Annotated in this window: 23 protein-coding genes and 1 pseudogene; 17 read left to right on the top strand and 7 right to left on the bottom strand. The window is 44.8% G+C overall.

What is annotated here, in order from left to right; translation table 11 throughout:
- Nucleotides 1-10: 10 nt before the first annotated feature.
- From AU387_RS06815 to AU387_RS06780, 8 genes are all read left to right on the top strand, one after another.
- Nucleotides 11-1,153: a M20 peptidase aminoacylase family protein gene (locus tag AU387_RS06815; protein WP_044160066.1), complete on the top strand. Its 1,143-nt coding sequence runs from the start codon at nt 11-13 to the stop codon at nt 1,151-1,153.
- A complete protein-coding gene (locus AU387_RS06810) occupies nt 1,150-2,496 on the top strand; it encodes an MmgE/PrpD family protein (protein ID WP_059335264.1) in 1,347 nt (448 codons plus the stop codon). The genes AU387_RS06815 and AU387_RS06810 overlap by 4 nt, the downstream gene beginning before the upstream one ends.
- Before the next feature lie 72 nt (nt 2,497-2,568).
- A complete protein-coding gene (gene eutH / locus AU387_RS06805; RefSeq protein WP_059335263.1) occupies nt 2,569-3,678 on the top strand; it encodes an ethanolamine utilization protein EutH in 1,110 nt (369 codons plus the stop codon).
- 64 nt (nt 3,679-3,742) lie between these two features.
- The gene (locus tag AU387_RS06800; RefSeq protein WP_059335262.1) at nt 3,743-4,573 is read left to right on the top strand and encodes a DUF1206 domain-containing protein; all 831 of its coding nucleotides are present in this window, start codon (nt 3,743-3,745) and stop codon (nt 4,571-4,573) included.
- Between the two features lie 133 nt (nt 4,574-4,706).
- Nucleotides 4,707-5,648, top strand: coding sequence for a DNA-binding transcriptional repressor DeoR (gene deoR, locus AU387_RS06795; RefSeq protein ID WP_059335261.1), 942 nt, complete (start codon nt 4,707-4,709; stop codon nt 5,646-5,648).
- A gap of 105 nt (nt 5,649-5,753) precedes the next feature.
- The gene (deoC, locus tag AU387_RS06790) at nt 5,754-6,425 is read left to right on the top strand and encodes a deoxyribose-phosphate aldolase (protein ID WP_059292195.1); all 672 of its coding nucleotides are present in this window, start codon (nt 5,754-5,756) and stop codon (nt 6,423-6,425) included.
- A gap of 91 nt (nt 6,426-6,516) precedes the next feature.
- Nucleotides 6,517-7,698: a nucleoside permease NupC gene (nupC, locus tag AU387_RS06785; protein WP_059292196.1), complete on the top strand. Its 1,182-nt coding sequence runs from the start codon at nt 6,517-6,519 to the stop codon at nt 7,696-7,698.
- A 28-nt stretch (nt 7,699-7,726) separates the two neighbouring features.
- Nucleotides 7,727-9,028, top strand: coding sequence for a pyrimidine-nucleoside phosphorylase (locus AU387_RS06780; protein ID WP_024123413.1), 1,302 nt, complete (start codon nt 7,727-7,729; stop codon nt 9,026-9,028).
- Between the two features lie 42 nt (nt 9,029-9,070).
- On the opposite strand, the gene AU387_RS06775 is transcribed toward AU387_RS06780, so the two are convergent.
- The 6 genes from AU387_RS06775 to hutP all read right to left on the bottom strand — a co-directional run bounded on the left by AU387_RS06775 (nt 9,071) and on the right by hutP (nt 16,545).
- Nucleotides 9,071-10,498, bottom strand: coding sequence for an amino acid permease (locus tag AU387_RS06775; protein ID WP_044160058.1), 1,428 nt, complete (start codon nt 10,496-10,498; stop codon nt 9,071-9,073).
- A 76-nt stretch (nt 10,499-10,574) separates the two neighbouring features.
- A complete protein-coding gene (gene hutG, locus AU387_RS06770; protein WP_059335260.1) occupies nt 10,575-11,534 on the bottom strand; it encodes a formimidoylglutamase in 960 nt (319 codons plus the stop codon).
- Nucleotides 11,527-12,792: an imidazolonepropionase gene (gene hutI, locus AU387_RS06765; RefSeq protein ID WP_059335259.1), complete on the bottom strand. Its 1,266-nt coding sequence runs from the start codon at nt 12,790-12,792 to the stop codon at nt 11,527-11,529. The genes hutG and hutI overlap by 8 nt, the downstream gene beginning before the upstream one ends.
- Nucleotides 12,793-12,804: 12 nt before the next feature.
- Nucleotides 12,805-14,463 carry a urocanate hydratase gene (gene hutU / locus AU387_RS06760; RefSeq protein ID WP_059335258.1) on the bottom strand — a complete coding sequence of 553 codons (1,659 nt, stop codon included), beginning with the start codon at nt 14,461-14,463 and terminating at the stop codon, nt 12,805-12,807.
- Entirely contained in the window at nt 14,460-15,986 is a 1,527-nt protein-coding gene (hutH, locus tag AU387_RS06755; RefSeq protein ID WP_059335257.1) for a histidine ammonia-lyase, read from the bottom strand. Before hutH ends, hutU begins: the two co-directional genes overlap by 4 nt.
- Before the next feature lie 112 nt (nt 15,987-16,098).
- Entirely contained in the window at nt 16,099-16,545 is a 447-nt protein-coding gene (gene hutP, locus AU387_RS06750; RefSeq protein WP_044160053.1) for a histidine utilization transcription antiterminator HutP, read from the bottom strand.
- A gap of 343 nt (nt 16,546-16,888) precedes the next feature.
- Between hutP and AU387_RS22360 the strand changes: the two are divergent.
- The 4 genes and pseudogenes from AU387_RS22360 to AU387_RS06735 all read left to right on the top strand — a co-directional run bounded on the left by AU387_RS22360 (nt 16,889) and on the right by AU387_RS06735 (nt 20,849).
- Nucleotides 16,889-17,053: pseudogene (locus tag AU387_RS22360) on the top strand (hypothetical protein).
- 117 nt (nt 17,054-17,170) lie between these two features.
- Nucleotides 17,171-18,583, top strand: coding sequence for an arabinan endo-1,5-alpha-L-arabinosidase AbnB (gene abnB / locus AU387_RS06745; protein ID WP_059335256.1), 1,413 nt, complete (start codon nt 17,171-17,173; stop codon nt 18,581-18,583).
- Between the two features lie 177 nt (nt 18,584-18,760).
- Entirely contained in the window at nt 18,761-19,204 is a 444-nt protein-coding gene (locus AU387_RS06740) for a hypothetical protein (protein ID WP_059335255.1), read from the top strand.
- 19 nt (nt 19,205-19,223) lie between these two features.
- The gene (locus AU387_RS06735; RefSeq protein WP_059335254.1) at nt 19,224-20,849 is read left to right on the top strand and encodes an AlwI family type II restriction endonuclease; all 1,626 of its coding nucleotides are present in this window, start codon (nt 19,224-19,226) and stop codon (nt 20,847-20,849) included.
- Nucleotides 20,850-20,984: 135 nt separating this feature from the next.
- Here AU387_RS06735 and AU387_RS06730 read toward each other — a convergent pair whose 3' ends face one another.
- Nucleotides 20,985-22,091 carry a DNA cytosine methyltransferase gene (locus AU387_RS06730; protein WP_059335253.1) on the bottom strand — a complete coding sequence of 369 codons (1,107 nt, stop codon included), beginning with the start codon at nt 22,089-22,091 and terminating at the stop codon, nt 20,985-20,987.
- Nucleotides 22,092-22,246: 155 nt separating this feature from the next.
- Here AU387_RS06730 and AU387_RS06725 point away from each other — a divergent pair, with 155 nt between their 5' ends.
- The 5 genes from AU387_RS06725 (at nt 22,247) to AU387_RS06705 (ending at nt 25,836) form a co-directional block, all read left to right on the top strand.
- The gene (locus AU387_RS06725) at nt 22,247-22,678 is read left to right on the top strand and encodes a very short patch repair endonuclease (RefSeq protein ID WP_059335252.1); all 432 of its coding nucleotides are present in this window, start codon (nt 22,247-22,249) and stop codon (nt 22,676-22,678) included.
- 322 nt (nt 22,679-23,000) lie between these two features.
- Nucleotides 23,001-23,366: a YwqH-like family protein gene (locus AU387_RS06720; protein WP_059335251.1), complete on the top strand. Its 366-nt coding sequence runs from the start codon at nt 23,001-23,003 to the stop codon at nt 23,364-23,366.
- 11 nt (nt 23,367-23,377) lie between these two features.
- Complete coding sequence (locus tag AU387_RS06715; RefSeq protein WP_059335250.1) at nt 23,378-23,647, top strand: YwqI/YxiC family protein; 270 nt, start codon at nt 23,378-23,380, stop codon at nt 23,645-23,647.
- Nucleotides 23,648-23,666: 19 nt separating this feature from the next.
- Nucleotides 23,667-25,397: a T7SS effector LXG polymorphic toxin gene (locus tag AU387_RS06710; protein WP_059335249.1), complete on the top strand. Its 1,731-nt coding sequence runs from the start codon at nt 23,667-23,669 to the stop codon at nt 25,395-25,397.
- A gap of 25 nt (nt 25,398-25,422) precedes the next feature.
- Nucleotides 25,423-25,836, top strand: coding sequence for a hypothetical protein (locus AU387_RS06705; protein WP_059335248.1), 414 nt, complete (start codon nt 25,423-25,425; stop codon nt 25,834-25,836).
- Nucleotides 25,837-25,958: the final 122 nt, after the last annotated feature.

Below are 25,958 nucleotides of genomic sequence, written 5' to 3'. Positions count from 1 at the left end.
AAGAAGAAGAATGGCCGAAGAAACGTTTCATACACGTTTAATCAATATGCGGCGTGACCTTCATGCACACCCTGAACTTTCATTTGAAGAGTTTGAAACGACAACCAAAATTCGCCGCTGGCTCGAGGAAGAACATATAGAGATTCTTAACGTTCCTCAATTAGAAACAGGTGTAATTGCGGAAATCAAAGGGCAGTCAGACGGACCTGTGATCGCGATACGAGCAGACATTGATGCGCTCCCGATCCAAGAACAGACGAATTTGCCGTTTGCCTCTAAGATTGACGGCGCGATGCATGCGTGCGGGCATGACTTTCATACAGCTTCCATTATCGGCACGGCCATTTTGCTGAATAAAAGAAGAGACGAGCTGAAAGGCACTGTCCGCTTTATCTTTCAGCCAGCGGAAGAAATCGCCGCAGGAGCAAGAAAAGTCATAGAAGCAGGCGTGCTGGACGATGTTTCCGCCATTTTTGGCATGCACAATAAGCCTGATTTGCCTGTCGGCACCATTGGGATAAAGGAAGGTCCGCTCATGGCAAGCGTAGATCGGTTTGAGATTGTTGTGAAAGGAAAAGGTGGACACGCCGGCATTCCCAATAACAGCATTGATCCCATAGCAGCGGCAGGCCAAATGGTCAGCGGTCTGCAATCTGTGGTCAGCCGCAACATCAGCTCACTGCAAAACGCGGTCGTCAGTATCACAAGATTACAGGCAGGCAGTTCATGGAACGTGATTCCGGACCAGGCTGAAATGGAGGGCACCGTTCGCACCTTCCAAAAAGAAGCGAGAAAGGCCGTTCCGGAGCATATGAAACGAGTGGCTGAAGGAATCGCCGCGGGCTACGGGGCACAGGCCGAATTCCGGTGGTTTCCTTATTTGCCGTCCGTTCAGAATGACGGCACGTTTTTGAACGCGGCGTCAGAAGCTGCGGCCCGGCTTGGCTATCAAACGGTTCATGCGGAGCAATCTCCGGGCGGAGAAGACTTCGCTCTTTATCAAGAAAAAATTCCCGGCCTCTTTGTCTGGATGGGAACAAACGGCACAGAGGAATGGCATCACCCCGCGTTTACATTGGATGAAGACGCACTGCAAGTTGCATCCAGCTACTTTGCTGAGCTGGCTGTTATTGTACTGGGGTCAATCAAATGATCCAAACAGAGCTGACAGCAGGTCTTGCTGAGGCCGTAAGATTATCACAGCCTGAGAACGCCCCTGACGCGATGCGTGAAGCCAAAAAGGGATTGCTCGATTTTACAGCCGCATCATTTGCCGGAAGAGAAGAAAACGGCATTCAAAAGCTTTTGCATCTGATCGAAGAGGAAGGCGGCACGCCCCTTGTCCCTATTATCGGACAAGGGAAAAAGGCAGCGCCATTACAATCTGCACTGCTCAATGGATTTATCGCCCATGCTCTGGATTTCGATGATGTCCATTCCGATGTAAGGGGACATCCGAGTGCAGTTATTTTGCCGGCACTCATTGCTTCAGCTGCCGCTCGAGAAAGTGACGAGCGGCTTCTTGGCGCTTATATTGTTGGTGTGGAAGTAATGGCAAGGCTTGGGGAGTCGATTGGCAGCCCGCACTATGAAAAAGGCTGGCATAATACGGGAACGCTCGGAGCCATAGCCGCCGCCTGTGCTGTAGGGTACGCGGAGGAACTCACTCAAGAAGAACTGGAAAAAGCAATCGGTTTTGCCGCAACGCAGTCAGCCGGAATGAGGGTGCAATTCGGCACAGAAATGAAACCGCTGCACGCAGGGCTGGCAGCTCAATCAGGCTTGCTTGCTGTTAAGCTGGCTCAATCTGATGTTGGAGGCTCTCGTACGGCACTGGATGGAGAAAAAGGTTTCTTCAGCCTATACGGTGATGTAGACAAGGCCCAAACCACGCTGTTAAGCCATTGGGGCGAACCGTGGCGAATCGTGAAGCCAGGTTTATGGTTTAAAATCTATCCATTCTGCTCTGCGGCGCACCACGCGGCAGATGCCATTCGCGAGCTTATCTCTCAGGAAGCCATTTCTGCTGACAATACAGAACGGATTGAAGTCGTTTTTCCGCCTGGCGGAGATGCTGCATTAACGGCAAGATCACCAAAAACAGGAGAGGAAGGCCGCTTCAGCGTTGAATATGTCATTGCCCTTGCCCTGCACGGACAGAAGCTGATTGCTGAACATTTCAACAGCGAGCCCATACCAAATCATATGCAGGGCGCAATGCGTCATATTCAGCGTGTGTATGACAATCGCATTCAGCCAGCCTCTCAAGCGGTTCCGAAAGGCCGTTTCACCATTGTTCGGGCGTTTTTATCAGATGGACGCATATGTGAAGCGCGGGTGGACTGCCCAAAGGGAGCTCCCGGAAACGGTCTGTCTGAAGAAGACGTAAAAGAAAAATTAAAATCAGCGCTGCTAAGTAATGTGCAAAAAGCAGCGCATATCATAGAGGCCATTGAGCGCGCTGATATGAAAGAATTTTTATCGCGTTTAGATTAGAATCCGCCTCTCATCCCCTCCTTCAGATGATATGATAAAGCCAAATCATACGTTTGAAAAAGGAGAAAGGCCATGACGGTAAATGATGCGGTTGTATGTATTCTGGCAGTCTTTTTATTAGTGGGAGCAGCCGATTATTGCTTGGGAAACAGGTGGGGGCTTGGCGAGCGGTTTGCGGAAGGCTTTAAGGCCATGGGACCGCTTGCGCTGTCAATGGTCGGGATTGTGTCGCTGGCGCCAGTGCTTGCGGCCATACTGATTCCCGTTGTGTCTCCGGTCTATGCCGCCATTGGCGCAGACCCTTCCTCCTTTGCCAACACCATTTTGGCCATTGATATGGGAGGCTATGCGCTGGCAGAAGAAATGGCGAAAGATCCGGACGCAGGCTTGTTTTCATGGGTATTTCTGGGGACGATGATGGGGCCGACGATCGTGTTTACCATTCCCGTCGCTCTTGGCATGATTGAAAAACAGGATCACCCGTATTTTGCAAAAGGCATTTTAATCGGACTGTGCACTGTGCCGATCGGATGCTTCGCAGGCGGGTTAGCTGCGGGATTTGAGATGGGATTGATCCTGAAAAACATTCTGATTCCAAGTCTTTTTTCTGCGGTTATCGCTTTTGGACTATGGCGCTGCACCGACAAGACAATCCGCGTATTTCACGTTTTCGGGAAGGCTGTCAGTATTGTTGCGATCATTGGGCTTGTTGCTGTCTCGATTGAAACAATGACAGGCTTTGTATTCATACCTGGCCTCGAAAAGATTGAAACAGGCATACAAACCGTAGGCACCATCGCGGTTGTATTGGCGGGCGCTTTTCCGCTGACAGCTTTTATCACAAAAGCTTTTGAGAAACCGCTCCATACATTAGGCAGGCTGTTACACTTAGACCAGGCAGCGACAGCGGGAATGGTTGCTTCTTTGGCACACCTTATCCCCATGTTCGCCTTATTAAAAGACATGACGCCGAGAGGAAAGGTTATCAATGTCGCGTTTGCGGTCAGCGCAGCCTTTGTGCTCGGCAGCCACCTCGGCTTTGTGGCGGGAATGAAGAAAGAAATGGCAGCGGCCATGATCATCGGGAAATTAGCCGGCGGCATCACAGCTGTCGCGGCAGCTGCCTGGACGACCCCCGCCTATACAGCCAAAAAGCAAAGACACGATTCTCTTGAAGGGTAGTCTGTTTCAATTCTTCTCATTCGGGAAATGATACAGTAACGTTTCCGGAAAGAGGGTTGGGCACATGGATGCGAAGGACCAGTGCATCTCTAAAATAAAACAGGAAACCAAGCCTTGGATACAGCGGTTCGGAAGGCTTGGTTATTTTACATTTGGCGGCGTTTTTATCTTGCTCGGCATTCTGGCATTGATGACGGCTGCCGGAGCTGGCAGCGGGGCAAAGGATTCAAGCGGAGCGCTCCAAACCTTATCACGCATGCCATACGGATCGATTCTGCTTTTCTTCATCGGAGTCGGACTCATCGGGTATGTCATATGGATGGTGCTGAGTGCGATTAAGGATACAGAGGGCCACGGCACAGGAAGAAGGGGCCTGTCGCGAAGAACGGGAAATTTGTTCAGCGCCGCCGTATACGCATCAATTGCGTGGAATGCCCTTCGGTTTGTCTTTGATCATGGGAGCGGCAGCACTTCAGAACAGACGTGGTCCGCTTATATATTGGCGCAGCCGTTTGGGCAGTGGCTGACGGGACTCACAGGAGCGGGCTTTATCCTATTTGCGATGGTTCAATTCATGAAAGGTATCCGGGCTTCTTTTATGAGAGAATTTGATACGTCAAAAATGAGCAAAGAAATGATATGTATTGCAAAAAACACGGGACGCGCAGGCAACATCGCCCGTGCCATTATTTTCTCAGCCATCGGCTTCTTTCTCATAAAAACCGCTCTCACCTCTGATCCGGACGACACAAGAGGCTTTGACGGGGCGCTCGCCGAGCTCGCGCAGCAGCCGCATGGCAGAGTGATTCTGATCTTTTTGGCGTGCGGGCTTGTGTTATATGGAATATACGCCATTATGAAAGGCATTTATCAATATATGAAGTGGGAAAAATAAGCTCTGGGAAGCTCTGTGCCAGAGCGTTTTTCAGTTTCTTGCAAATCAGGTGGATGAAAGCAGCTGCCAGCCTGTATAATAAAAGCAAATCGAAAGCAGGTTCACCATGAACTGATCCAAGGGGAGGTGCGGAATGGATCGGGAAAAACAACAATTAAGCATAGAAGCGGCAAGGCTTTACTATCAGTCTGACTACAGTCAGCAGCAAATCGCAGAGCAGCTCAGCATTTCGAGGCCGACCGTTTCCCGATTGCTGCAATACGCAAAAGAAAAAGGATTTGTCCAAATTCGCGTCATGGACCCTTTTGAGGATTTAGATGCGCTCGGTTCCATGCTGGAAGAGAAATACGGGCTTCTCGAAGCACACGTTGTGTTTTCTCCGACACCGGACTATGCAGCAATCACACATGGCTTGAGCCGGTACGGTGCAGAATATATGCATGAAACGGTAAAAGACGGCGACATCGTCGGCGTCAGCTGGGGAACCACCATGTATCAGATCGCGCAAAACATGCAGCCAAAGCAGGTAAAAGGCGTAGAGGTCGTCCAGCTGAAAGGCGGCATCAGCCATTCCCGGGTAAACACCTATTCAGCTGAAACGATTCAGCTGTTTGCAGAGGCTTTTCAAACGATGCCGCGCTATCTTCCGCTTCCCGTCGTGTTTGATAATGCGGATGTGAAGAAAATGGTGGAGAAAGACCGTCATATCGAGCGGATCATTGAGATGGGCAAGCAGGCGAATATCGCTCTTTTCACTGTGGGAACAGTCCGTGACGAAGCGCTGTTATTCCGGCTCGGCTATTTTAACGAAGAAGAGAAAGCGTTGCTGAAAAATCAGGCTGTCGGAGATATCTGTTCGCGTTTCTTTGACGAGGAAGGGAAGATTTGCAGCACCGCCATCAATGACCGGACCATCGGCGTCGAGCTTGAGGATCTGAGGCTGAAGGAACGCTCTATATTAGTGGCCGGCGGAAGCCGAAAAGTGTCCTCCATCCATGGTGCGTTAACAGGAAAATATGCCAACGTGTTAATCATTGACCAGCATACCGCAAGGGCACTTGTTAATGATTTGTGACACCTTCAGACCATTCGCTGAACAAAATTTCAATTACCAATTTACATATGTTCAAAAGTCGGTTATGCTAAAAAATATCTTAACAAAAAAGGAAGTGTGCGAAGGATGCCATTAGCCAATAAAATTGATCATACAGCTTTGAAACCGCATACACAAAAAGCGGATATTTTGAAATTAATAGAAGAAGCGAAAACATACAAATTCGCTTCTGTATGTGTAAACCCGACTTGGGTGCAGCTGGCTGCAAAAGAGCTTGAGGGCACAGGAGTTGACGTGTGTACAGTCATCGGCTTCCCGCTCGGCGCCAACACAACAGAAACAAAAGCGTTCGAAACGAAGGATGCGATTTCAAAAGGCGCCACTGAAGTGGACATGGTCATTAACATCGCTGCTTTGAAAGACAAAGAAGACGACGTAGTGGAAGCGGATATCCGCGGTGTAGTGGAAGCTGCAGCCGGTAAAGCGCTTGTCAAAGTTATTATTGAAACATGCCTGCTGACAGATGAAGAAAAAGAGCGTGCATGCCGTTTAGCGGTTTCTGCGGGAGCGGATTTCGTGAAAACTTCAACAGGCTTCTCAACAGGCGGCGCAACGAAGGAAGATATCGCTTTAATGCGCAAAACAGTAGGACCTGATATCGGCGTAAAAGCATCCGGGGGTATCAGAACGAAAGAAGATGTAGACACGATGATCGAAGCAGGTGCTAGCCGCATTGGCGCAAGCGCAGGCGTTTCCATTGTAAAAGGAGAAAACGGAGCCGGCGGAGACAATTATTAAGAAGCAGACGGAAGGCACATCGCTTTCCGGTCCTGCTTTTCTTTCCGGGGAAATAATAATGTAAGCGAATACAAATAAAGGAGAAACACATATGAAGTATTTGATTGGGATTATCGGTTTAATCGTGTTTTTAGGCCTTGCGTGGATCGCGAGCAGCGGCAAAAAAAGAATTAAGATCCGCCCAATTATTGTCATGCTCATTTTGCAGTTTATTCTCGGTTACATTCTCCTCAATACGGGGATCGGGAATTTTCTCGTAGGAGGATTTGCACAAGGATTCAGCTACCTGCTTGGATATGCGGCAGAAGGAATCAACTTTGTGTTTGGCGGTTTGGTGAATGCGGATCAATCGACATTCTTTATGAACGTTCTCTTGCCGATTGTATTTATTTCAGCACTCATCGGGATTCTGCAAAAGTGGAAGATCCTCCCGTTTATTATTAAATACATCGGCCTTGCCCTCAGCAAGATTAACGGGATGGGAAGACTGGAGTCGTACAATGCTGTCGCATCTGCGATTTTAGGGCAATCAGAAGTATTTATCTCCTTAAAGAAAGAACTCGGTTTACTGTCACAGCAGCGGTTGTACACGCTTTGCGCTTCTGCGATGTCAACCGTATCTATGTCAATCGTCGGCGCTTACATGACGATGCTGAAGCCTGAATACGTCGTAACGGCTCTTGTATTGAACTTATTTGGCGGTTTTATCATTGCCTCTATTATTAATCCTTACGAGGTCGCAAAAGATGAGGATATGCTTCGTGTAGAAAATGAAGAAAAACAATCCTTCTTCGAAGTGCTCGGAGAATACATCTTAGATGGTTTCAAAGTAGCGGTTGTTGTCGCAGCGATGCTGATCGGATTTGTCGCGATTATTGCTTTGATCAATGGTATTTTTAACGCTGTACTCGGTATTTCCTTCCAAGACCTGCTTGGATATGTGTTTGCTCCATTCGCTTTTCTTGTTGGTATTCCATGGAATGAAGCTGTTAACGCCGGAAGCATTATGGCAACAAAAATGGTATCGAACGAATTTGTCGCCATGACGTCTCTTTCGCAAAACGGTTTTCATTTCAGCGGCCGTACAACAGCGATTGTCTCAGTATTCCTCGTTTCGTTCGCGAACTTCTCTTCCATCGGTATCATTGCCGGTGCTGTTAAGGGTCTGAATGAAAAGCAAGGAAACGTCGTTGCTCGCTTCGGTCTGAAATTATTATACGGTGCCACGCTTGTCAGCTTTTTAACAGCGGCAGTTGTAGGTCTGATTTACTGAACATAATCGAAAAGGATCGGTGACTATAATGAGAATGGTAGATATTATCATCAAAAAACAAAACGGAAAAGAACTCACCACAGAAGAAATCCAGTTTTTCGTGAACGGCTATACGGACGGAAGCATTCCTGATTATCAGGCAAGCGCGCTTGCCATGGCGATTTTCTTCCAGGATATGAGTGATCGTGAACGGGCGGACTTAACAATGGCTATGGTGAACTCCGGTGAAACGATTGATCTTTCTGCCATCGAAGGAATTAAAGTGGATAAACATTCAACCGGCGGCGTCGGCGACACGACAACACTCGTGCTTGCACCGCTTGTCGCGGCTCTTGATGTGCCGGTTGCCAAAATGTCCGGCCGCGGCCTCGGCCATACAGGCGGAACAATTGATAAATTAGAGGCGATCGACGGGTTTCACGTGGAACTGTCAAAGGAAGAATTTATTAAGCTAGTGAACCGCGACAAGGTTGCCGTCATTGGCCAAAGCGGCAACTTAACGCCGGCGGATAAAAAACTGTACGCCCTGCGAGATGTAACGGGTACGGTGAATTCCATCCCGCTTATCGCTAGCTCCATTATGAGCAAAAAAATCGCTGCCGGAGCAGACGCGATCGTGCTTGACGTGAAAACGGGAGCGGGCGCCTTCATGAAAACAGAGGAAGATGCGGCTGAACTCGCGAAAGCAATGGTACGAATCGGCAACAAGGTCGGCCGCCAAACGATGGCTGTCATCTCCGACATGTCCCAGCCGCTCGGCTTTGCGATCGGAAATGCGCTTGAAGTGAAAGAAGCGATTGACACACTCAAAGGCGAAGGCCCTGAAGACCTGCACGAGCTTGTCTTAACACTCGGCAGCCAGATGGTCGTGCTTGCGAAAAAAGCAGGTACATTAGACGAAGCAAGAGCAAAGCTTGAAGAGGTCATGAAAAACGGCAAAGCGCTTGAGAAATTCAAAGATTTCTTGAAAAACCAAGGCGGCGACAGCTCGATTGTTGATGATCCGTCTAAGCTTCCGCAAGCGGCTTATCACATTGATGTGCCAGCCAAAGAAGCGGGTGTCGTCTCCGAAATTGTCGCAGACGAAATCGGCGTCGCTGCCATGCTTTTAGGTGCCGGACGCGCCACAAAAGAAGATGAAATCGATTTAGCCGTCGGCATCATGCTCCGCAAAAAGGTCGGCGACAAGGTTGAAAAAGGCGAACCACTCGTGACGCTTTACGCCAACCGCGAAAATGTCGATGAAGTCATCGCGAAAGTATATGACAATATCCGTATCGCAGCGGAGGCGAAGGCGCCGAAGCTGATTCATACGTTAATTACAGAATAAAAATAAAGCACATCCCATCCTGAGTGGGGTGTGCTGTTTTGATTAAAGGATGTGATCAATAGGATATTCCTCTTGTCCGATTTTTTTTGCTTTCGTAAGATTTCTTCTGAAATAGTAGATGAGATAGCATAGGATGATACAAGGAATTCCGCAGAAGAGAGCGATTCTTTGATTGGGATCAAAAGCAAGACCGATACAAGAAGCAGAACATAATAAAAGAGCGGCTATCGGCATAAGAGGATAAAGCGGTGTGCGAAATGTCAGATCTTTTACATTCCCCCCTTTTTTCAGAAATCTCTTTCGAAACAAGAGTTGGGACAAGGCAATGCTCATCCAGACCACGACCCCTGCAAATCCAGCAATCGCTACCATCACCACATAAACAGTTCCAGGCGCCACAATGCTGGAAACGAGAGATAAACAAGATACAGCCATACTGATGATTAAGGCATTTAGCGGAATGCCTTTAGATGTGACTTTTTTAAAGCGAGAGCTGATCATGTTTTCATTTGCTAACGACCACAGCATACGGGTTGAGGCATATAGGCCTGAATTGGCAACGGACAGCAAGGCTGTTAATATAACAAAATTCATAATATCTGCGGCGTAAGGGATTCCGATTTCTGCAAATACTGCTACAAAGGGGCTTTCAATTACACCTGCTTCTTTCCATGAAATCAGTCCGGATAATACGAAGACGGCACCGATGAAAAAAATGACTGTCCTCCATGCGACATTGCGGATAGAACGCGGAATATCCTTTTGAGGATTTGCGGATTCTCCTGCTGTGACTCCGATTAATTCTGTTCCGGAAAAGGCAAAACTCACAGATATCATGGCGATAAATACGGCGAGGAAGCCGTTCGGAAACAATCCTCCATGACCTGTGAAATTTGAAAACATAGGGGCATCAGCCGTCCCGTTTAAAGAGATCAAGCCAAACATGGCGGCGCCTCCTAAAATGATAAATAAAATGATGGTGACAATCTTCACGCTCGAAAACCAAAATTCAGTTTCCGCAAATAATTTGACTGAAAATGCGTTGCATACGAAAAGGAGAGCTGCAAAAATCGCACTCCACATCCATACGCTGCTGTCAGGAAACCAGCGCTGCATGAGAATACCGGATGCGGTAAACTCAGATCCTACCGTCACCACCCAATTCACCCAGTACATGATGCCGACCATAAAACCGGTAGATGGCCCGATGAATGTTGTGGCGTATTTTTGAAAGGAACCGGTCACCGGCATGGCGACCGACAATTCACCGAGACATTGCATGACGAGGTACATCATCAATCCGCCGATTACATAAGCGAGTATCGTACCGCCGGGACCGGCTTGGCTGAGCGTATAGCCCGTACTGAGGAAAAGTCCCGTTCCGATGACGCCTCCCAATGAAATCATAAATAAGTGCCTGCTTTTCATTGTCCGTTTTAGCTGATGGCCGCTTTTTTCCTGAAGACCCACCGTTTCGTCCTCCTTTTAGCTGCCGTTTATCAGGCAGATGAGTTTCTTGTAACCAAAATACAACCTGACCGGAAGATCACTTGAATCGGGAGCGTTTCATTCCTTTTAATGCGTGTAACAGAACGTGAGCTGCGGCTCTGCTTGTCATATCTCGAAAATCGAGGGTGGGATCAACTTCAACGATTTCGATCCCTGCGACATTGGGCTCTTGTGCGATGTACTTGATGGCTTCGAGTAATTCGTCTGTATAAAGGCCGCCTGGGCCAATCGCTGGACAGCCGGGTGCATGGGACTGGTCTAAGACATCCATATCAACAGATATAAAAATGAAGTCTGTTCTTGTTTGAACGGCAGGCAGGATCTTTTTAATGGTCGGGATCAGTCCTTTTTCACGAATCATTCCCATCGTGCGGATGTCCACGTGATGGTTTTTCGCGTATGTTTCATAAGCCAAGCTGTTGCTGAATTCTCTGATGCCCAGTTGAATCAAATGCTGGCCTTCTATGATCTTTTCATCCAAAAGGCGGCGGAAGGGGGTGCCGTTTGTCGGCCCTCCGTCCTCCGTGTTGCGCACATCATGATGGGCATCAAATTGAATAACGGCTGTCGTTCCTTTCGTTTGCGCAATCGCTTTTATGGTGGAGTAGCTGATGGAGTTATCTCCCCCGAGTATGAGCGGTACCCAATCTGGGTGATCTGAAAGCAGAGCATGCATGGTTTGGAAGATTTGATCATGTGATTTCACGATATCGGTCACATGAATATCGACATCCCCCAGATCATAAAGAAAATCTGATACGACATGTTCCCCAAGCTCTGCAGAATAAGCAGATGAATGCTTTAGAGCTTGGCGGATTGTTCCGGGGGCAAAGGAAGCGCCGGAATGACTGATGGATGATTTTGATAGGGGGACACCTATCAGCGCCGGCCCCTTAATGCTTTGGCCGTTCCATTTTTCTATCAGATCGCTCATTTTCGTTACATCACGGTCTTTAAACGATGAACCGGCCTCTCTGAGAAAAGGGTATTTATCCAAGAATGGCTCCCTCCCTGTTGACAACAAATGTCCCATTTTTCATGACTTGATGTACATGATTGACGCCGTAGTGATACGGAATATACATGTAATTCGAGGCTTGCCAAATGACAAGATCTGCTGAGCGGCCAGCTTTAAGCTGCCCTGCTTCTTCGCCTTTTCCTATGGCATATGCGGCGTTGACTGTGACGGCATGCCATATTTCTTCTGCGGTCATTTTCAGATGGAGCGCGGCAATCGACATGATCAGCTGAATATTTTCAGTTGGGGAGCTGCCCGGGTTAAAGTCCGTTGCCAGGCTGACACGTACACCCGCATCAATCATGTCTCTTGCTCTGGCATATGTGTGTTTGCCGAGATAAAATGTCGTGCCCGGCAAGAGGACGGCGATGGTTCCTGATTCAGCCATTTGCTGTATGCCTTCATCTGAGGCGCCCACCAAATGATCGGCTGAGTCAGCTCTTAGCTCAGCCGCTAATTCAGCTCCTCCAAGAGGATCAATTTCGTCAGCGTGGATTTTTAATCCGAATCCCGCCTCAGCCGCTTTTTTTAAGTAACGTCGGGATTGACTGACTGTAAAAACGCCTGTTTCTGTAAAAATATCTGCAAAGGCTGCGAGCTCCTCCTCTTTTATTTTTGGCAAGAGATCCAGCATGCGATCTAAAAATTCATCGGGGCTGTCCTTATCTTCAGGAGGAATGGCATGAGCCCCCATGAATGTGGAGACAAGGTCAATGGGCTGGCTTTCATGCAGTTTTTTTGCGACGCGCAATTGTTTCAGCTCTGTATCTATATCTAAGCCGTAGCCGCTCTTCACTTCAGCCGTGGTCGTGCCGTATGACAGCATTCTTTGCAGGTGAAAACGGCCTTTTTGCAGCAGCTCTTCCTCCGAGGCGGCCCGGGTATCTTTGACAGTGGACAAAATACCGCCGCCCTGCGCCAGAATATCTAAATAGGAGATGCCCTGAAGCTTAAGATTCATCTCCTTTTCCCGAGATCCGCCAAATACAAGATGGGTATGCGGATCGACGAGGCCCGGGGTTACAAGCCGTCCCGAACAGTCAATGATGTCGTCTGCCTCGTAATCGGCTTCAGTCCCTTTTTTTCCGGTGAACACAATCTTCTGTTCGTGGATTCCGACAACAGCGTCTTCGATCACATGAAGATCCTGCATGCTTTTGCCCGCGCGCGGGCCGCTGCTTTCCATCGTCAAAAGCTGACCGATGTTGATGAGCATCGTATCAATTTGTTTCGGCATGTTATCACTCCCTTATTTTTGCATCGGCACGATAATGTCCTGCTTCTTCGCTACTTCAACGGCACGTTCATAACCCGCATCCGCATGGCGGATAATGCCCATCCCCGGATCGCTCGTTAAGACCCTGGCGAGCCGTTCGTCAGCCAGCTCACTTCCATCGGCAACTGCGACCATACCGGCATGCAGGGAATAGCCCATTCCGACGCCGCCGCCATGGTGGAAGGAAACCCAGCTCGCACCTGCCGCCGTGTTGACAAGCGCATTGAGCACAGCCCAATCGCCGACAGCGTCACTTCCGTCTATCATCGCTTCAGTTTCCCGGTTTGGAGAGGCGACAGACCCGCAGTCCAAATGATCTCTCCCAATCACGACAGGCGCTTTTAGCTCCCCGTTTCGGACCAATTCGTTAATGGCAAGGCCCATCTTTTTTCGTTCTCCATATCCAAGCCAGCAAATGCGGGACGGCAAGCCTTGGAACGTGACTTTTTCCTGTGCCATATCGATCCAGCGGTGAAGGGCCTTGTTTGCCGGGAACAGTTCTTTTAATAACGCATCCGTACGGTAAATATCTGCCGGATCACCGGAAAGTGCCGCCCAGCGGAATGGTCCTTTTCCTTCACAGAATAAGGGACGGATGTAAGCAGGGACAAATCCCGGAAAATCGAAGGCATTCTCCAGGCCTTCATCTTTAGCAACTTGCCGGATATTGTTGCCGTAGTCAAATACAACTGAGCCCTTTTGTTGAAAGGCCAGCATGGCTTCCACATGTTTTTTCATGCTTTGTTTCGCAAGGCGCACATAAAGGTCTGGATTGTCTTGGCGCAAGCGATCGGCTTCATCAAGTGAATAGCCCTCGGGAACATAACCGATTAATGGGTCATGGGCAGACGTTTGATCGGTGACGATATCAATGGTGACGCCGCGGTTCAGAAGGGTATGATGAACCTCTGCCGCGTTTCCGAGAAGAGCGATGGAGAGAGGTTTTCCTGCCAGCTTTGCCTCTTCAGCCCACGCTAAGGCTTCCTCAATCGACGCTGTTTTACGGTCACAGTATTTCGTTTCAATTCGTTTGTCGATTCGTTTTTCATCAACCTCGACGGCAATCACAACTCCGTCATTCATCGTGACAGACAGCGGCTGGGCGCCTCCCATTCCGCCGAGACCGGCTGTCAGCGTCAATGTCCCTTTTAACGTTCCTCCGAAATGCTGTCTCGCGAGCTCAGCGAAGGTTTCATACGTTCCTTGCAAAATGCCTTGTGAGCCAATGTAAATCCAGCTGCCAGCTGTCATTTGCCCGTACATCATTAACCCTTTTTTCTCAAGCTCGTGGAAATGCTCCCAGTTCGCCCACTTTGGAACAAGAACAGAGTTTGCTAAAAGCACGCGCGGTGCCTGCGGGTGCGTACGGAACATGCCGACGGGCTTTCCGGATTGCACGAGCAATGTCTCATCATGTTTTAGTGTTTTCAGAGAATGCTCAATGGCGCGAAACGCATCCCAATCCCGAGCGGCTTTGCCAATCCCGCCGTATACGATGAGGTCCTCCGGCTTCTCGGCGACTTCCGGATCAAGGTTGTTGCGAAGCATCCGAAGCACCGCCTCTTGTTCCCACCCTAAGCATTCAAGCTCTGTCCCCCGGTTGGCACGGATTGATTTTTTTACATCAGTCATATGTTCATCCCCCTCAATTCTTCGTTCTGTTGATATGGTAATAAAGATTCCTTCTTCAGCCAGGCAGTCAAGCGTTCGATGTCATAGGAAAAAACGCGGTCCTGCTGAATAGACGGCACGACTTTTCTCATTTCTTGAAAAAGCTGTTTGGTGTAGGATGCTGCATGTTCTATGCCCCTGTATTCAACAGCCTGCAATGCGCAAATCGCTTCAATCGCAATCACTCTTCTCGTATTCGCGATTACCAGATAAGCATGACGCGCAGCGATGGTTCCCATGCTGACATGGTCCTCTTGGTTGGCGGATGACGGAATGGAATCCACACTTGCAGGATGGGCCAGTGTTTTATTTTCAGAAACGAGTGAGGCCGCGGCGTACTGCATGATCATTGCACCGGATTGCAGACCGGGATGAGGGCTTAGGAACGGCGGCAGGTCATTCAGCTGCGGATTCACAAGTCGTTCGATCCTGCGCTCTGCGATATTCGCAAGCTCTGATATTGCAATTTTCAGAAAATCCATGGCAAAGGCGATCGGCTGCCCGTGAAAGTTTCCGCCAGAAATGACTTTGTCACCATCATTGAAAATAAGAGGATTGTCCGTAGCTGCATTCATCTCAATCTCTAATTTTTCCTTCACGTAGCCTAACGTCTGCCAGGTCGCACCGTGCACTTGCGGAATACAGCGCAATGAATAGGCATCCTGGACCCGCAGTTCTCCTTGAGAGGTCGTCAGGCTGCTGTCAGATAGATAAAAACGGATTCGTTCTGCGACATCGATCTGCTCCTGATAACCGCGTGCGGAGTGAATATCCTCGTCAAACGCATCGATAATCCCGCGGAGCCCTTCAATCGTTAAGCTGGCAATGCGCTCTGTTTGATAGGCTAGTTTTTCCGCTTCAATGTATGCGACCACACCCATAGCAGTCATGGCCTGAGTCCCATTAATCAAGGCAAGCCCTTCCTTGGATGTCAGTGTTACCGGCTGAATACCGGCTTTTTTCAAGCCCGTCATTGCCGGCATTCTCTCCCCCTCAAAAAAGACTTCTCCTTGCCCGATCAGTGCAAGCGCCAGATGGGAGAGCGGCGCCAGATCTCCGCTTGCACCAAGTGATCCCTGCTGGGGAATGACAGGATGGACACGTTTATTTAAAAAAGCAAGCAATTGCTCAATCAGCTCAGCACGCACACCGGAAAACCCTTTTAACAGCGCATTGGCGCGCAAAAGCAGCATTGCCCTGGAAACACACTCAGGAAAAGGATCTCCGACTCCGCAGGCATGAGAAAGAATTAAATTCAGCTGCAGCGCCGCCGAGTCTTCCTTCTGAATCAGGACATCACTGAATTTGCCAAATCCGGTGGTAATGCCGTATATTGTCTTTTCTTCGTGAACAATGCGCTCCACTGCCGCTCTGCTTTTTTTCACACGCTCCATACTTTCTTCGGAAGCCGCTGTCTCTTCAAAATCAAACAGCACTCGCGCGACGTCGGCTGTTGTCAATGAAGAACCGTCTAATGTCACCATAAGCCCAACTCCTTTGTCTTTACTTTGGTAAAGCGCCCATACAAAAAGGGGCTATGCTGTGAAAACCTGATTTCACGCATAGCCCCCTATCGTCTAAGATCTATGGGCTGTTTCATATGTGATTAATTCCAACGCCGAATGTTTCATGCTCAAGTCCTTTAATCGGCGCCCCGATTGTTCCGTAAAGCGAGACAGCAATCCAATCGCCTTCCGCTTCACTTTCATAAGGATTTCCCCTCAAAACGGCGAACCTCAGACCAACCGTCCGAAGCAGTGATCCAAGCAGCATTTCACCTCTGGTCACGCCATGCAAAGCCTCCATCGTCGCATGATAAAGCGCATGTGACTCACGGTAACCCTCAGATTGAATGACCCCGCTCTTTTTGGAAGCGGTTTCAATTGCGGCTACTACTTTATGCGCGTCCATTGATCCTACCTTGCCAAGACAGACTTTCCATCCATCTCGCTCCAGCTCCTCGACCTGTGTACTCTCTTCCGCCTCATGAAGCAGCAGAAGAACAGACAGCCGGCCGATCCGGCGCTCTTTGTGCAGTGTCATATGAATCACTCAATTCCTAAAAATTCTGATAACTATTAACTGAGTATTATATTAATTGTTTCAGCAATAGAAGTCAAAAGGTTTTTTACAGTCTTTAACAAGTTAGATTGGTATTGTGATATCGTGACGCAGAAAGCAGGACGGGTTTTTTCAGCGATTGCACACGATATCCGGACAGGAGGAAAGCGCCGCTGTCTTACTCTCAATATGCGTTTACTAAGTCGTATTTTTCGCAAAGCATTTTCTCAAGAGCCAGCCGAATGACTTCCTCAGCACCGCCAAGCCAAATGACTCCGGTGTTGACGAGCAGTCAGGCATCATCTTAAAAAACGCCGACAACGAAATGGCTGTATCACAGTCGACGACTTTACAAAAATTACATGTACGCAAATGAAAAACAGAGTGATGAAAGAAGGAGAAACAGCAAAAGAGTTGAACTATGTATGAAGGAGAGGATATGCAAGCAGCAGTTCTGCGCAAACAGCCAGACAATGTAAGAGAACAGTGAGAAATCACCTATCTGTTTGAATATGAAAACATTCGGCTGTTTTAATAGGCTGGGGTTTCTTCATAGAAGAATGTAAACGCTTAAAAATTCAATAAAAAAGAGAGGCGAATTGTTTAGATGTTCAACCGATTGTTCCGTGTATGTTTTCTTATAGCTCTTATCATGGCCTTCACCCTCCCAAACTCCGTCTATGCACAAAAACCTGTATTTAAAGAAGTCAGCGTCCATGATCCTTCCATCATTGAAACAAATGGCACCTTTTATGTTTTCGGATCTCATCTCGCTTCAGCGAAAACAAATGACCTCATGCAATGGCAGCAGCTAACCACCAGCGTCAGCAATGATAACCCTCTTATTCCCAATGTCTATGAAGAATTAAAAGATACCTTCGAATGGGCACAATCCGATACCCTGTGGGCGGCTGATGTCGCACAGCTGGCGGACGGCAAATACTATATGTACTACAACGCCTGCCGCGGTGACTCACCAAGATCCGCCATGGGAGTGGCCATCGCTGACAACATCGAAGGACCCTATAAAAACAAAGGCATCTTTTTGAAATCAGGCATGGAAGGCACAAGCAATGACGGAACACCGTATGACGCAACAAAACATCCGAATGTCGTCGATCCGCATACCTTCTTTGATAAAGACGGAAAGCTGTGGATGGTTTACGGATCATACTCAGGCGGCATTTTCATACTTGAAATGAATCCGAAAACTGGCTTCCCGCTCCCTGGACAGGGATACGGGAAAAAACTGCTCGGCGGCAACCACAGCAGAATCGAAGGCCCATATATCCTCTACAATCCAGACACCAACTACTACTACTTATACCTATCATATGGCGGTCTAGACGCAACAGGCGGCTACAACATCCGTGTGGCCCGCTCCAAAAAACCAGATGGCCCGTATTATGACGCAGAGGGCAGTCCAATGATTGATGTTAAAGGCAAAGAAGGCACATTCTTCGATGACCGCTCCATTGAGCCGTACGGCGTCAAGCTCATGGGCAGCTATTCATTTGAAACAGAAACTGAAAAAGGAGCCGGATACGTCTCACCGGGCCACAACTCAGCCTATTATGACGAAAAAACCGGCCGTTCCTATTTAATCTTCCACACCCGCTTTCCTGGCAGAGGTGAAGAACACGAAGTCAGGGTCCACCAGATGTTCATGAACAAAGACGGCTGGCCAATTGTCGCGCCATATCGATACGCAGGTGAAACACTGAAAAAAGTAAAGCAAAAAGACATCACAGGAACATACAAACTCATCCAGCACGGAAAAGACATCTCAGCCGACATCAAAAAAACCATCAACATTCAGCTCAACAAAGACCACACCATTTCCGGGGAAATGACCGGAACGTGGAAGAAAACTGGAGATGATACAGCCGACATCACGTTAGCCGGCAAGACATATAATGGAGTATTTTTACGCCAGTGGGATTCGGTGAGAGAGAAGAACGTGATGACGTTTAGTGTATTGAATGGCAGCGGTGAGGCTGTTTGGGGAGTTAATAAATAAACTATAAATTATTAATCAAAAGGCCTTTTGAAGGGCCTTTTGATTTTGTTTGAAAGATCAAAAAATTATTAGAAGAAGAAAAGAGTACTCTATAGAGTATATTAAGAGGTAAAAAATTGTATTATGATAATGATATGAATTATTTTGTATAAAACCCAATATTTAAAAGAGGTGTATATGAGTACAGAAACTCTTCAAAAATTTTTAGAGAAGGTTGCAGCAAAGAAAATTTTAGATAATATAAACAGTGTTTTATCACGAGAAGATATTAAACAAAAGCAGTTGAGTATTAGAACTGGAAAAAGTGATAATGCGTTTAACAAAATGTTGAACGAAATGAAGATCCCTAAATTAACAACTATTTTAAGGTATCTTGAGTCTGTAAATGAAATATTAAGAGAAAGAAAGAGTGAAGAAATAACATTGGAACAATTTATTGATGATGAGGCTTTAGAGATTATTAAAGTTACAAATAATATTGCAGATGCAGATTTAACTGTTTTTTTAAGTGACAATAAAAGTCTTTTAAAAAGTACAATATATTATTTTGAATTATTAAAGAAGAAAAAAAAGATAAGTGCTGAAGAAGAAAAGATATATATAAAAATAAAAGGATTATAAGAGAGAAGAGGTATGTTAAGTGGCTTCTGAGAGGTTAGTATGGTTTATAACAAGGCCTGAAAGGGATCCTAAATTTCATCAAGATGCAATAGAAGCACTTTATGAGGCAACCGAGAAACTGTCGTTAACATGGACAGGGAATCGTGAGGTTCATAAAAAGTTTGAACAAGTTCTTGCTGATAAAGGAGTGAAAAGGCAAAATGTAAGTGCTGACGGTTCTGGAGGAAGAACATGGATGGCAATGCTGAGAACTTTTGCTTATTGTTATCTAGATGAGAACGGAAAAATTAGATTTACGAAATCAGGAAAAGCTATATTAGAAAAAAGAGAAGTTTACTTAAATATTAGAAAACAAATACTTACTCTTCAATATCCAAATGCATATTTTTTAGAAAAAGGCTTTAGACCAAAGTTCAGTGAGGATTTCCAATTGCGGCCTGTTAGATTTCTGGTAAAAGTTGCAAATCAAGGGACTCTGAATTATTATCTAACAAAAGAAGAAATCACCTACTTTGTAATGACCGCTCAAAAAGATGATCAAGTAGAAGAAGTTATTGATAAAATTATCAGTTTCCGTGAAGCTGACAAAGAAGAACAAGAAAAGATGAAACAATTAATAGCTGAAAAGTATGATCATAGAGAAAGGTCTGATAAAGGGGCACGTAATTTTTATACAGCACATTCAGATGTTGCACATACTTTTATGCTCATAAGTGAATATACAGGAATGGTCGAGTATATTAGAGGGAAAGCGCTGATTGTTGAAAGTAGTAAAAGAGAGCAGCTCAATAAAGAGATGGATTTATTGGACATTAAATACCCTTTCAATAAACGTTATCTAATTTCTTTGCAAAGAATGGCTGAGAATAATGGACTTGATATACATAGCTATAAAGCGAGTGGTTTTAATGGTATAAAACCTGCTACAAATATTAAAAAAACAGAAAAAAAAGTACAATCAGTTCTCAAAAGTATACCAGAACCGAAATCCTTAAGTAAGGAAGAACTGATAGGTGTTTTAAGTAAAGTATTTCCGCCGCGTGATTCAAAAAATATCGCTCATGATATTCTCTCGAAAGATGAATATAAAACGTTAAATATAGATTTTGTTGAAGGTTATATAAATGAGACAAATGATCTCTTATTTGAGGACAAGACAGGTGAGATCTTTAAAGCTCTTGGATTTAATGTAACAATGCATCCCAAAGCACTTAATAATGAAAGAACTGAAATTGATTTATTAATTAGTTATGATGATTTTTTTGGAATAATTGATGCAAAAAGATATAAAGGAAAGTTCACTTTGAGCGCATCTTTTGCTTCTCATATGGCATCTGAATATATACCAAATTATAAAGGATATGATAATAAAGATATGATGTTTTATGGTTATGTTACAGCAGCTGATGAATTTAGAGGTGTCAAGAATTTAGATAAGATCAATAAATTGACTGTAAGAAATCTTCAGGGATTTTCTATTAATGGTATTTTATTAAATGCGAAAACTTTACTAGGTTTACTTGATTTTTGTATAGAAAATGATTTGTCTCCAAAAGAAAGAGTAAAGATTTTTATGAAAGCGATAAAAAATAAAAGTTATTCTTCAATTGAACAGCTTCTAACAGAAATAAACCAGATTGGTTAGGAGAGTGAATTAGTTGTGTACATTGAAATAGAGAAGTTTAAGCTATCAATAACTCCTGCATTTATCTCTATACTTACGGTTGCAGCAATTTTATTTTTAAAGTGAAAAAGAAGCAGAATCGTTTTGCGATTCTGCTTATACCATGTATGGAACTTGTTCTTCTTTTATTAGTTCTTCGTAAGTCCACTTGGGTTTGATTGAATCATATTCAATACCTGCAAATGTTTTTAAGATCGATTCACCTATAATTTTAGCTGCTCTAGGTGGTACAGCCATTCCAATTTGCTGTCTTACTTTTTCTTTCTTTCCTTCAAAAACAAAGTGATCCGGAAAAGTTTGAAGGCGAGCACGTTCTCTATTGGTTAATGCTCTGGGCTCTTCCCAGTGGTAAACGTGTGTACCGCCGCCCCCGCTGCCAGTTACTGTGTAAGATGGTTCATCCGGATGAAGTCTTTTATAAATCTGGCTCATTCGGGCACCTTTAACCTTTAAACGCAATTCTTCGGGGATCCCTTCATACCAAGCATTTTTGCCGGGAGGGATATAGTTCAACATTTCAATCGTTTTAGGATTATGTTTTGTGCGTTCGTGGTTTTCTGTAAAATCAAGAATCGGAGGATTATGCAGAGCCTCTTTTGCAGAAACATATTTATCCGGTGTAGTTGGTGCAGGTACTTTAAATATTACATCCTGATCTTTTCTAATACCAACTATTATAATACGGTGCCTTTTTTGAGGAACACCATATTCTTCAAACTTATATAAGTGGGGTGTTAATTGATAACCCAGTCCGGCATCGGCAAGTTCTTTTAGTATTTGTATAAAGGCTTTTCCCTCATTTGCACTTTGCAGTCCGCCAACATTTTCAGCAACAAAAAACTTTGGGTTGTGATAATTAAGCACTTTAACACCATAAGAATAAAGCGGACCATAGTCACCGCTCATTCCTTTATGTTCCCCTACTATACTGTAATCATTACAAGGGAATCCAAAGGCTAAAGCATCTATCGGCGGGAGGCTTTCAATGTCAAGTTCCTGAACAGGACCTTCAATTACACTCGAGTCATCTATGTTCTGGCAAATATTTCGTCTATATGTTTTGCAAGCTGATTCATCATAATCATTAGACCATTCGTGTTTGATTTTATATTCATTACCAGAATCATCAACAATACATGCGCTTGTTAAACCTAAAGCAAGTCCTCCGGGTCCGCTAAAAAGCTCTCCTTTACGGAAGATCATATAAAAACCTCCATTAATTAATCTAAGTAATACATATTATAAACTATAACATATTTTTTTGCAGCAAGGGGAACGTTTGTTTTTACCTTTTTAAAAGATTTAAGTGAAATTAAACGGGGAAAAATGAATATTCAAAAGTTGAAAGGAATGATTTAATGGCTGATAAACATACAAAAGAACAAAGAAGAAAAAACATGCAGGCTATAAAATCAAAATCTAAATTAGAAGATAAATCAGCTGCTGAATTATGGAGAAGAGGAATACGTTTTAGAAGGAATGTAAAATCTCTCTTCGGAAAACCTGATATTGCAATAAAAAAATATAAAATAGTAGTCTTTATAGATTCTTGTTTTTGGCATGGTTGTGACATTCATGGAAATATGCCAAAGAGCAATAAAGAATATTGGGAGGCTAAACTAAAACGCAATAAAGTTAGGGACAGTGAAGTAACGTCTTATTACAAAGAGAAAGGATGGAATATCTTAAGGATATGGGAGCATGAATTTATGAAAGATTTTAACATGGCAATAGATAAAATAGAAAAGTTTATAAAAGAAACAAAAGATGAATTCTCTAAAAGACGCTAAGAGGATTAGTTATCCAGGTTTTAAATTGTTTCTCTTAAATTAATTCTCATTGAAATAACATTTTCCCCCTCAAAATTTAGATAGATCCTAATTTTATCGAATTGAATGAGGTTAATTAGCCTAGATACATAGTCCTTTGTATGCTGGATCTCAATCAGGAGAAAATAAAACAAAGAGATAAAGTAGATATTTAGGCTTATTCAAACCCTCTTTAAGACAAACCTTTTTACCTATTTATCCAATATGATCCATCATGTAATATGAAAATAGTCTGTATTGTAAAGAATTGACACAGTTTGATAGAAACACGAGGTGTTGCGGCATGCATAGTGAAATGTTGTTACATTCGGTAAAAGCCGACTTACATGAAAAACAGGAACAGATCCATCAGTTAAAACGAGTGCTGCACGAAATCAGGCAAATCAAACACGAATTTTCTGAGGCCCAGCATCTCATTCATCGGCCTCACCTTAACCGAGAGGTATGGAGAGGAACACATGCGGAGCGGTTTGAAGATATTCGTGAAGGAATGAACAAAGCATATCGTCAAATCAAAAGCGAACAGGTCAGCGGAATCATCGAAAGCATAGAAGGAAAAATCCATTCATTAGAGGGCGATGTGTATTCCATCAGACGCCAAATCATAAGAATAGAGCATGAAATAGAGAAAGAAAAACATAAAAAGTGAGGTGAGCACAAATGGCACAGGAAATTAAAATGGTCTATGGCACAGTGAAGCAAGGGCTTTCTCAGCTCAAGCATTCAGCTGAACTCAAGTCCTCCGTGCCCGGCCATCTCTCAGGCAGAAACCATTTAAATGTTGTGAAGTCCATCGAGCAATTAAATGAGGACATCAAAGAGCTCACTGAAGCATATGCGTCCGTTCTGGCCAAGCATATCGCACAAACGGAAAGCGCGGTAAACGCCATGAAGGAAACGGACGAAAACATATCATCTTCCATGAAATAAAGCGCGGGAGGACAAGGGATTGAAAACATTAGATGTCCACGCTCTTCACGAGGGCATTCAGCATACGATTGAGAAACTGGACAAGCAAAAACAGCAGCTGGAGAAGCTGGAAAAAAGCGTTGAGCACCTGGCAGGCATGGAGGATGCGCTAAAAGGAAAAGGCGGAAATGCCATCCGGACCTTTTACGAGGAGTGCCACAAGCCCTTTCTCCTTTTCTTCGGCATGTTTATCGACGAATACAAAAAAGTGCTGAAACAAACACAGCATGCGATTGCCTCTGTAGAATCTGACTCCCACGGCATGATCGCAGAGGCTTTTCTCTCACACGACGCGAGACACGGGGTCAAGCATGCACGAGAAGTGACAGAACAGCTCACTGACGCAGTCAATCGCCAGACATCAGCTATCGACCACATCGTCAGCCTGCCGACAGTCAATGACTCCTTTTTCCGGATGGAAACAGAACAGGCTGAGCGACTGATTTCAGACACCCTGAATAAGCTCTTTCAATTTGACGGCCAGCAAACTCAAGCACTAGAAACGGCAAAATCAGATTTTCAAACGATGAAAAAATATATAGACCAGCTCGAAACCATGTACACCGGTCCGAAAATTGAAATCACAGGATACAAAACCGGCTCTATCTTGAAATCTCAGGAAGAAGAAAACATCAACCAAACCTTCGGCGCCATCAATCCGCAAATGAAACAGCCGGATGAATCACCGATGGAGATGATGCTGAAGAAACTGGAGAAACATAAGCAATCAAACGTTGATTCTGTGATGATGGATGGCAAACAACAGAAGATCGAGCGCGAGATTTATGGTGATGACAGTAATTTAACTGTATTACAGAAAGAAGCAGCAGCCCACCCGAAAGTCTATGGAGACATACGGGTGATAAATGATAAACTATATAATCATAAAGGATTAAAAAAGATAGATACGATAGAAGTGATTGACGAACTAACTCGTGATACTGCAAGCATCGACTACGTCGGCGGCAAATATTATGTATATGAAAACGGCCAAATTGTGAGAGAACTCTACGCTGGAGGGAAAAAGCGGCTAGAAGAAGTGTCTTACATTCCAGAGGATAAAGGAGGCGGAGCTAAGCCAATTGATTCGTTTCTTGCCGGGACACAGTATGAGTTTGTTGAGTGGGTAAGTCCTCAGGGTGCTATAAAAAAATTGGCGGTCCGAGGCGGGAAGCGTGTTGTTACAGATGTGGCTAAACATATTGCGGAGAAGGAAAGTAAGGGTGAAGTTAATAAGGTTGCTTCAAAGGGTGCGAGTGAAGGTAGGAAATTGGTATCTTCAAAGACGGTTATTAGCTCAGATATGGAAGCGAAAATATTGGAAGGACAACGTAAAGTTCCAAAAAATATTTTAATAGGTGGACATTCCTCAAGTATAAACAACGTTAATGATAATTTCGCAGTGGAAGTACTATCTACTAATGCAGATGGGACGAAAAATGTTATGTTTACTAAGCAATTTGTAGATGGTAATATTTCTAAAATTAAAAAGAGTACATTATTTCCGGAATCATGGAATGATGATCAGATTCTTAAGAGTATTATAGAGGTTGGAAATACACCACCTATATCTACAAGGTTGAGGGATAGATCAACTTGGCATAGAGCATCAAAAAATGGAGTGGAAATAGATGTTATCAAAAATGGTGACGATGTAACTAGTGGTTACCCAACAGGAAAGGTAAATGCGCCTCGTCCATCAGGTTTTTGAGATGTAAATTGAAAGGTGATAAAAAATGTATAGAGAATTGGATAATCTTTTATCTGCTGAAACAACTGAGGACTCATGGTACGATGATGGTTGTATAATTGCAAGTGATATATTGTCAGAATTTAGAGCAGATGATTGGGGAAAATTAAAAAACGAAGCACTTACTAAACCTTTGGAATGGCAAAAAAAACTGGCATACTGTATGGATAATAACGGAAGTTCACATGAGTTTTCAATATTACTATCACTACTTAGTATTGATAATGAAGAGCTATTTGAGGTATGCATAGATTCTCTAAGAAGCTTTGTGACACCCGAGAGTAAACAAATGATATTGAACGATCCATCCATACTTCAGCGAATAAATGATAAGTTGCCAAAAGCAAGTGCTCCAGTAAAGAAAATACTTGAAGACTTTCTTGAGAAGGTTCATTCTTAATAATTTGTTATAGAATTGTTTATGCAACAATGCTTAAAAGTCAATGATAACTTTTTAAAGCTTATTCTCACACCGTGATGTGGAGTGGAATAAGCTTTTCCTATTGTAGAATCAGCTCCTAA

Source organism: Bacillus halotolerans (genome assembly GCF_001517105.1).
GTDB lineage: Bacteria > Bacillota > Bacilli > Bacillales > Bacillaceae > Bacillus > Bacillus halotolerans.
The sequence above is the reverse complement of the archived record's forward strand: the minus strand, read 5'-3'. Positions and strand labels throughout refer to the sequence as shown.

Bases quoted from the DNA above. Each gene is read 5' to 3' on its own strand.
- hutP (WP_044160053.1), bottom strand. From the start codon at position 16,545: ATGACACTGCACAAAGAGCGCCGGATCGGCCGGCTGTCTGTTCTTCTG.
- AU387_RS06725 (WP_059335252.1), top strand. From the start codon at position 22,247: ATGGCTGATAAACATACAAAAGAACAAAGAAGAAAAAACATGCAGGCT.
- AU387_RS06740 (WP_059335255.1), top strand. From the start codon at position 18,761: ATGAGTACAGAAACTCTTCAAAAATTTTTAGAGAAGGTTGCAGCAAAG.
- AU387_RS06730 (WP_059335253.1), bottom strand. From the start codon at position 22,091: ATGATCTTCCGTAAAGGAGAGCTTTTTAGCGGACCCGGAGGACTTGCT.
- AU387_RS06715 (WP_059335250.1), top strand. From the start codon at position 23,378: ATGGCACAGGAAATTAAAATGGTCTATGGCACAGTGAAGCAAGGGCTT.
- hutH (WP_059335257.1), bottom strand. From the start codon at position 15,986: ATGGTGACATTAGACGGTTCTTCATTGACAACAGCCGACGTCGCGCGA.
- nupC (WP_059292196.1), top strand. From the start codon at position 6,517: ATGAAGTATTTGATTGGGATTATCGGTTTAATCGTGTTTTTAGGCCTT.
- AU387_RS06720 (WP_059335251.1), top strand. From the start codon at position 23,001: ATGCATAGTGAAATGTTGTTACATTCGGTAAAAGCCGACTTACATGAA.
- AU387_RS06705 (WP_059335248.1), top strand. From the start codon at position 25,423: ATGTATAGAGAATTGGATAATCTTTTATCTGCTGAAACAACTGAGGAC.
- abnB (WP_059335256.1), top strand. From the start codon at position 17,171: ATGTTCAACCGATTGTTCCGTGTATGTTTTCTTATAGCTCTTATCATG.
- deoR (WP_059335261.1), top strand. From the start codon at position 4,707: ATGGATCGGGAAAAACAACAATTAAGCATAGAAGCGGCAAGGCTTTAC.
- deoC (WP_059292195.1), top strand. From the start codon at position 5,754: ATGCCATTAGCCAATAAAATTGATCATACAGCTTTGAAACCGCATACA.
- AU387_RS06800 (WP_059335262.1), top strand. From the start codon at position 3,743: ATGGATGCGAAGGACCAGTGCATCTCTAAAATAAAACAGGAAACCAAG.
- hutI (WP_059335259.1), bottom strand. From the start codon at position 12,792: ATGCCGAAACAAATTGATACGATGCTCATCAACATCGGTCAGCTTTTG.
- AU387_RS06810 (WP_059335264.1), top strand. From the start codon at position 1,150: ATGATCCAAACAGAGCTGACAGCAGGTCTTGCTGAGGCCGTAAGATTA.
- eutH (WP_059335263.1), top strand. From the start codon at position 2,569: ATGACGGTAAATGATGCGGTTGTATGTATTCTGGCAGTCTTTTTATTA.
- hutU (WP_059335258.1), bottom strand. From the start codon at position 14,463: ATGACTGATGTAAAAAAATCAATCCGTGCCAACCGGGGGACAGAGCTT.
- AU387_RS06780 (WP_024123413.1), top strand. From the start codon at position 7,727: ATGAGAATGGTAGATATTATCATCAAAAAACAAAACGGAAAAGAACTC.
- AU387_RS06815 (WP_044160066.1), top strand. From the start codon at position 11: ATGGCCGAAGAAACGTTTCATACACGTTTAATCAATATGCGGCGTGAC.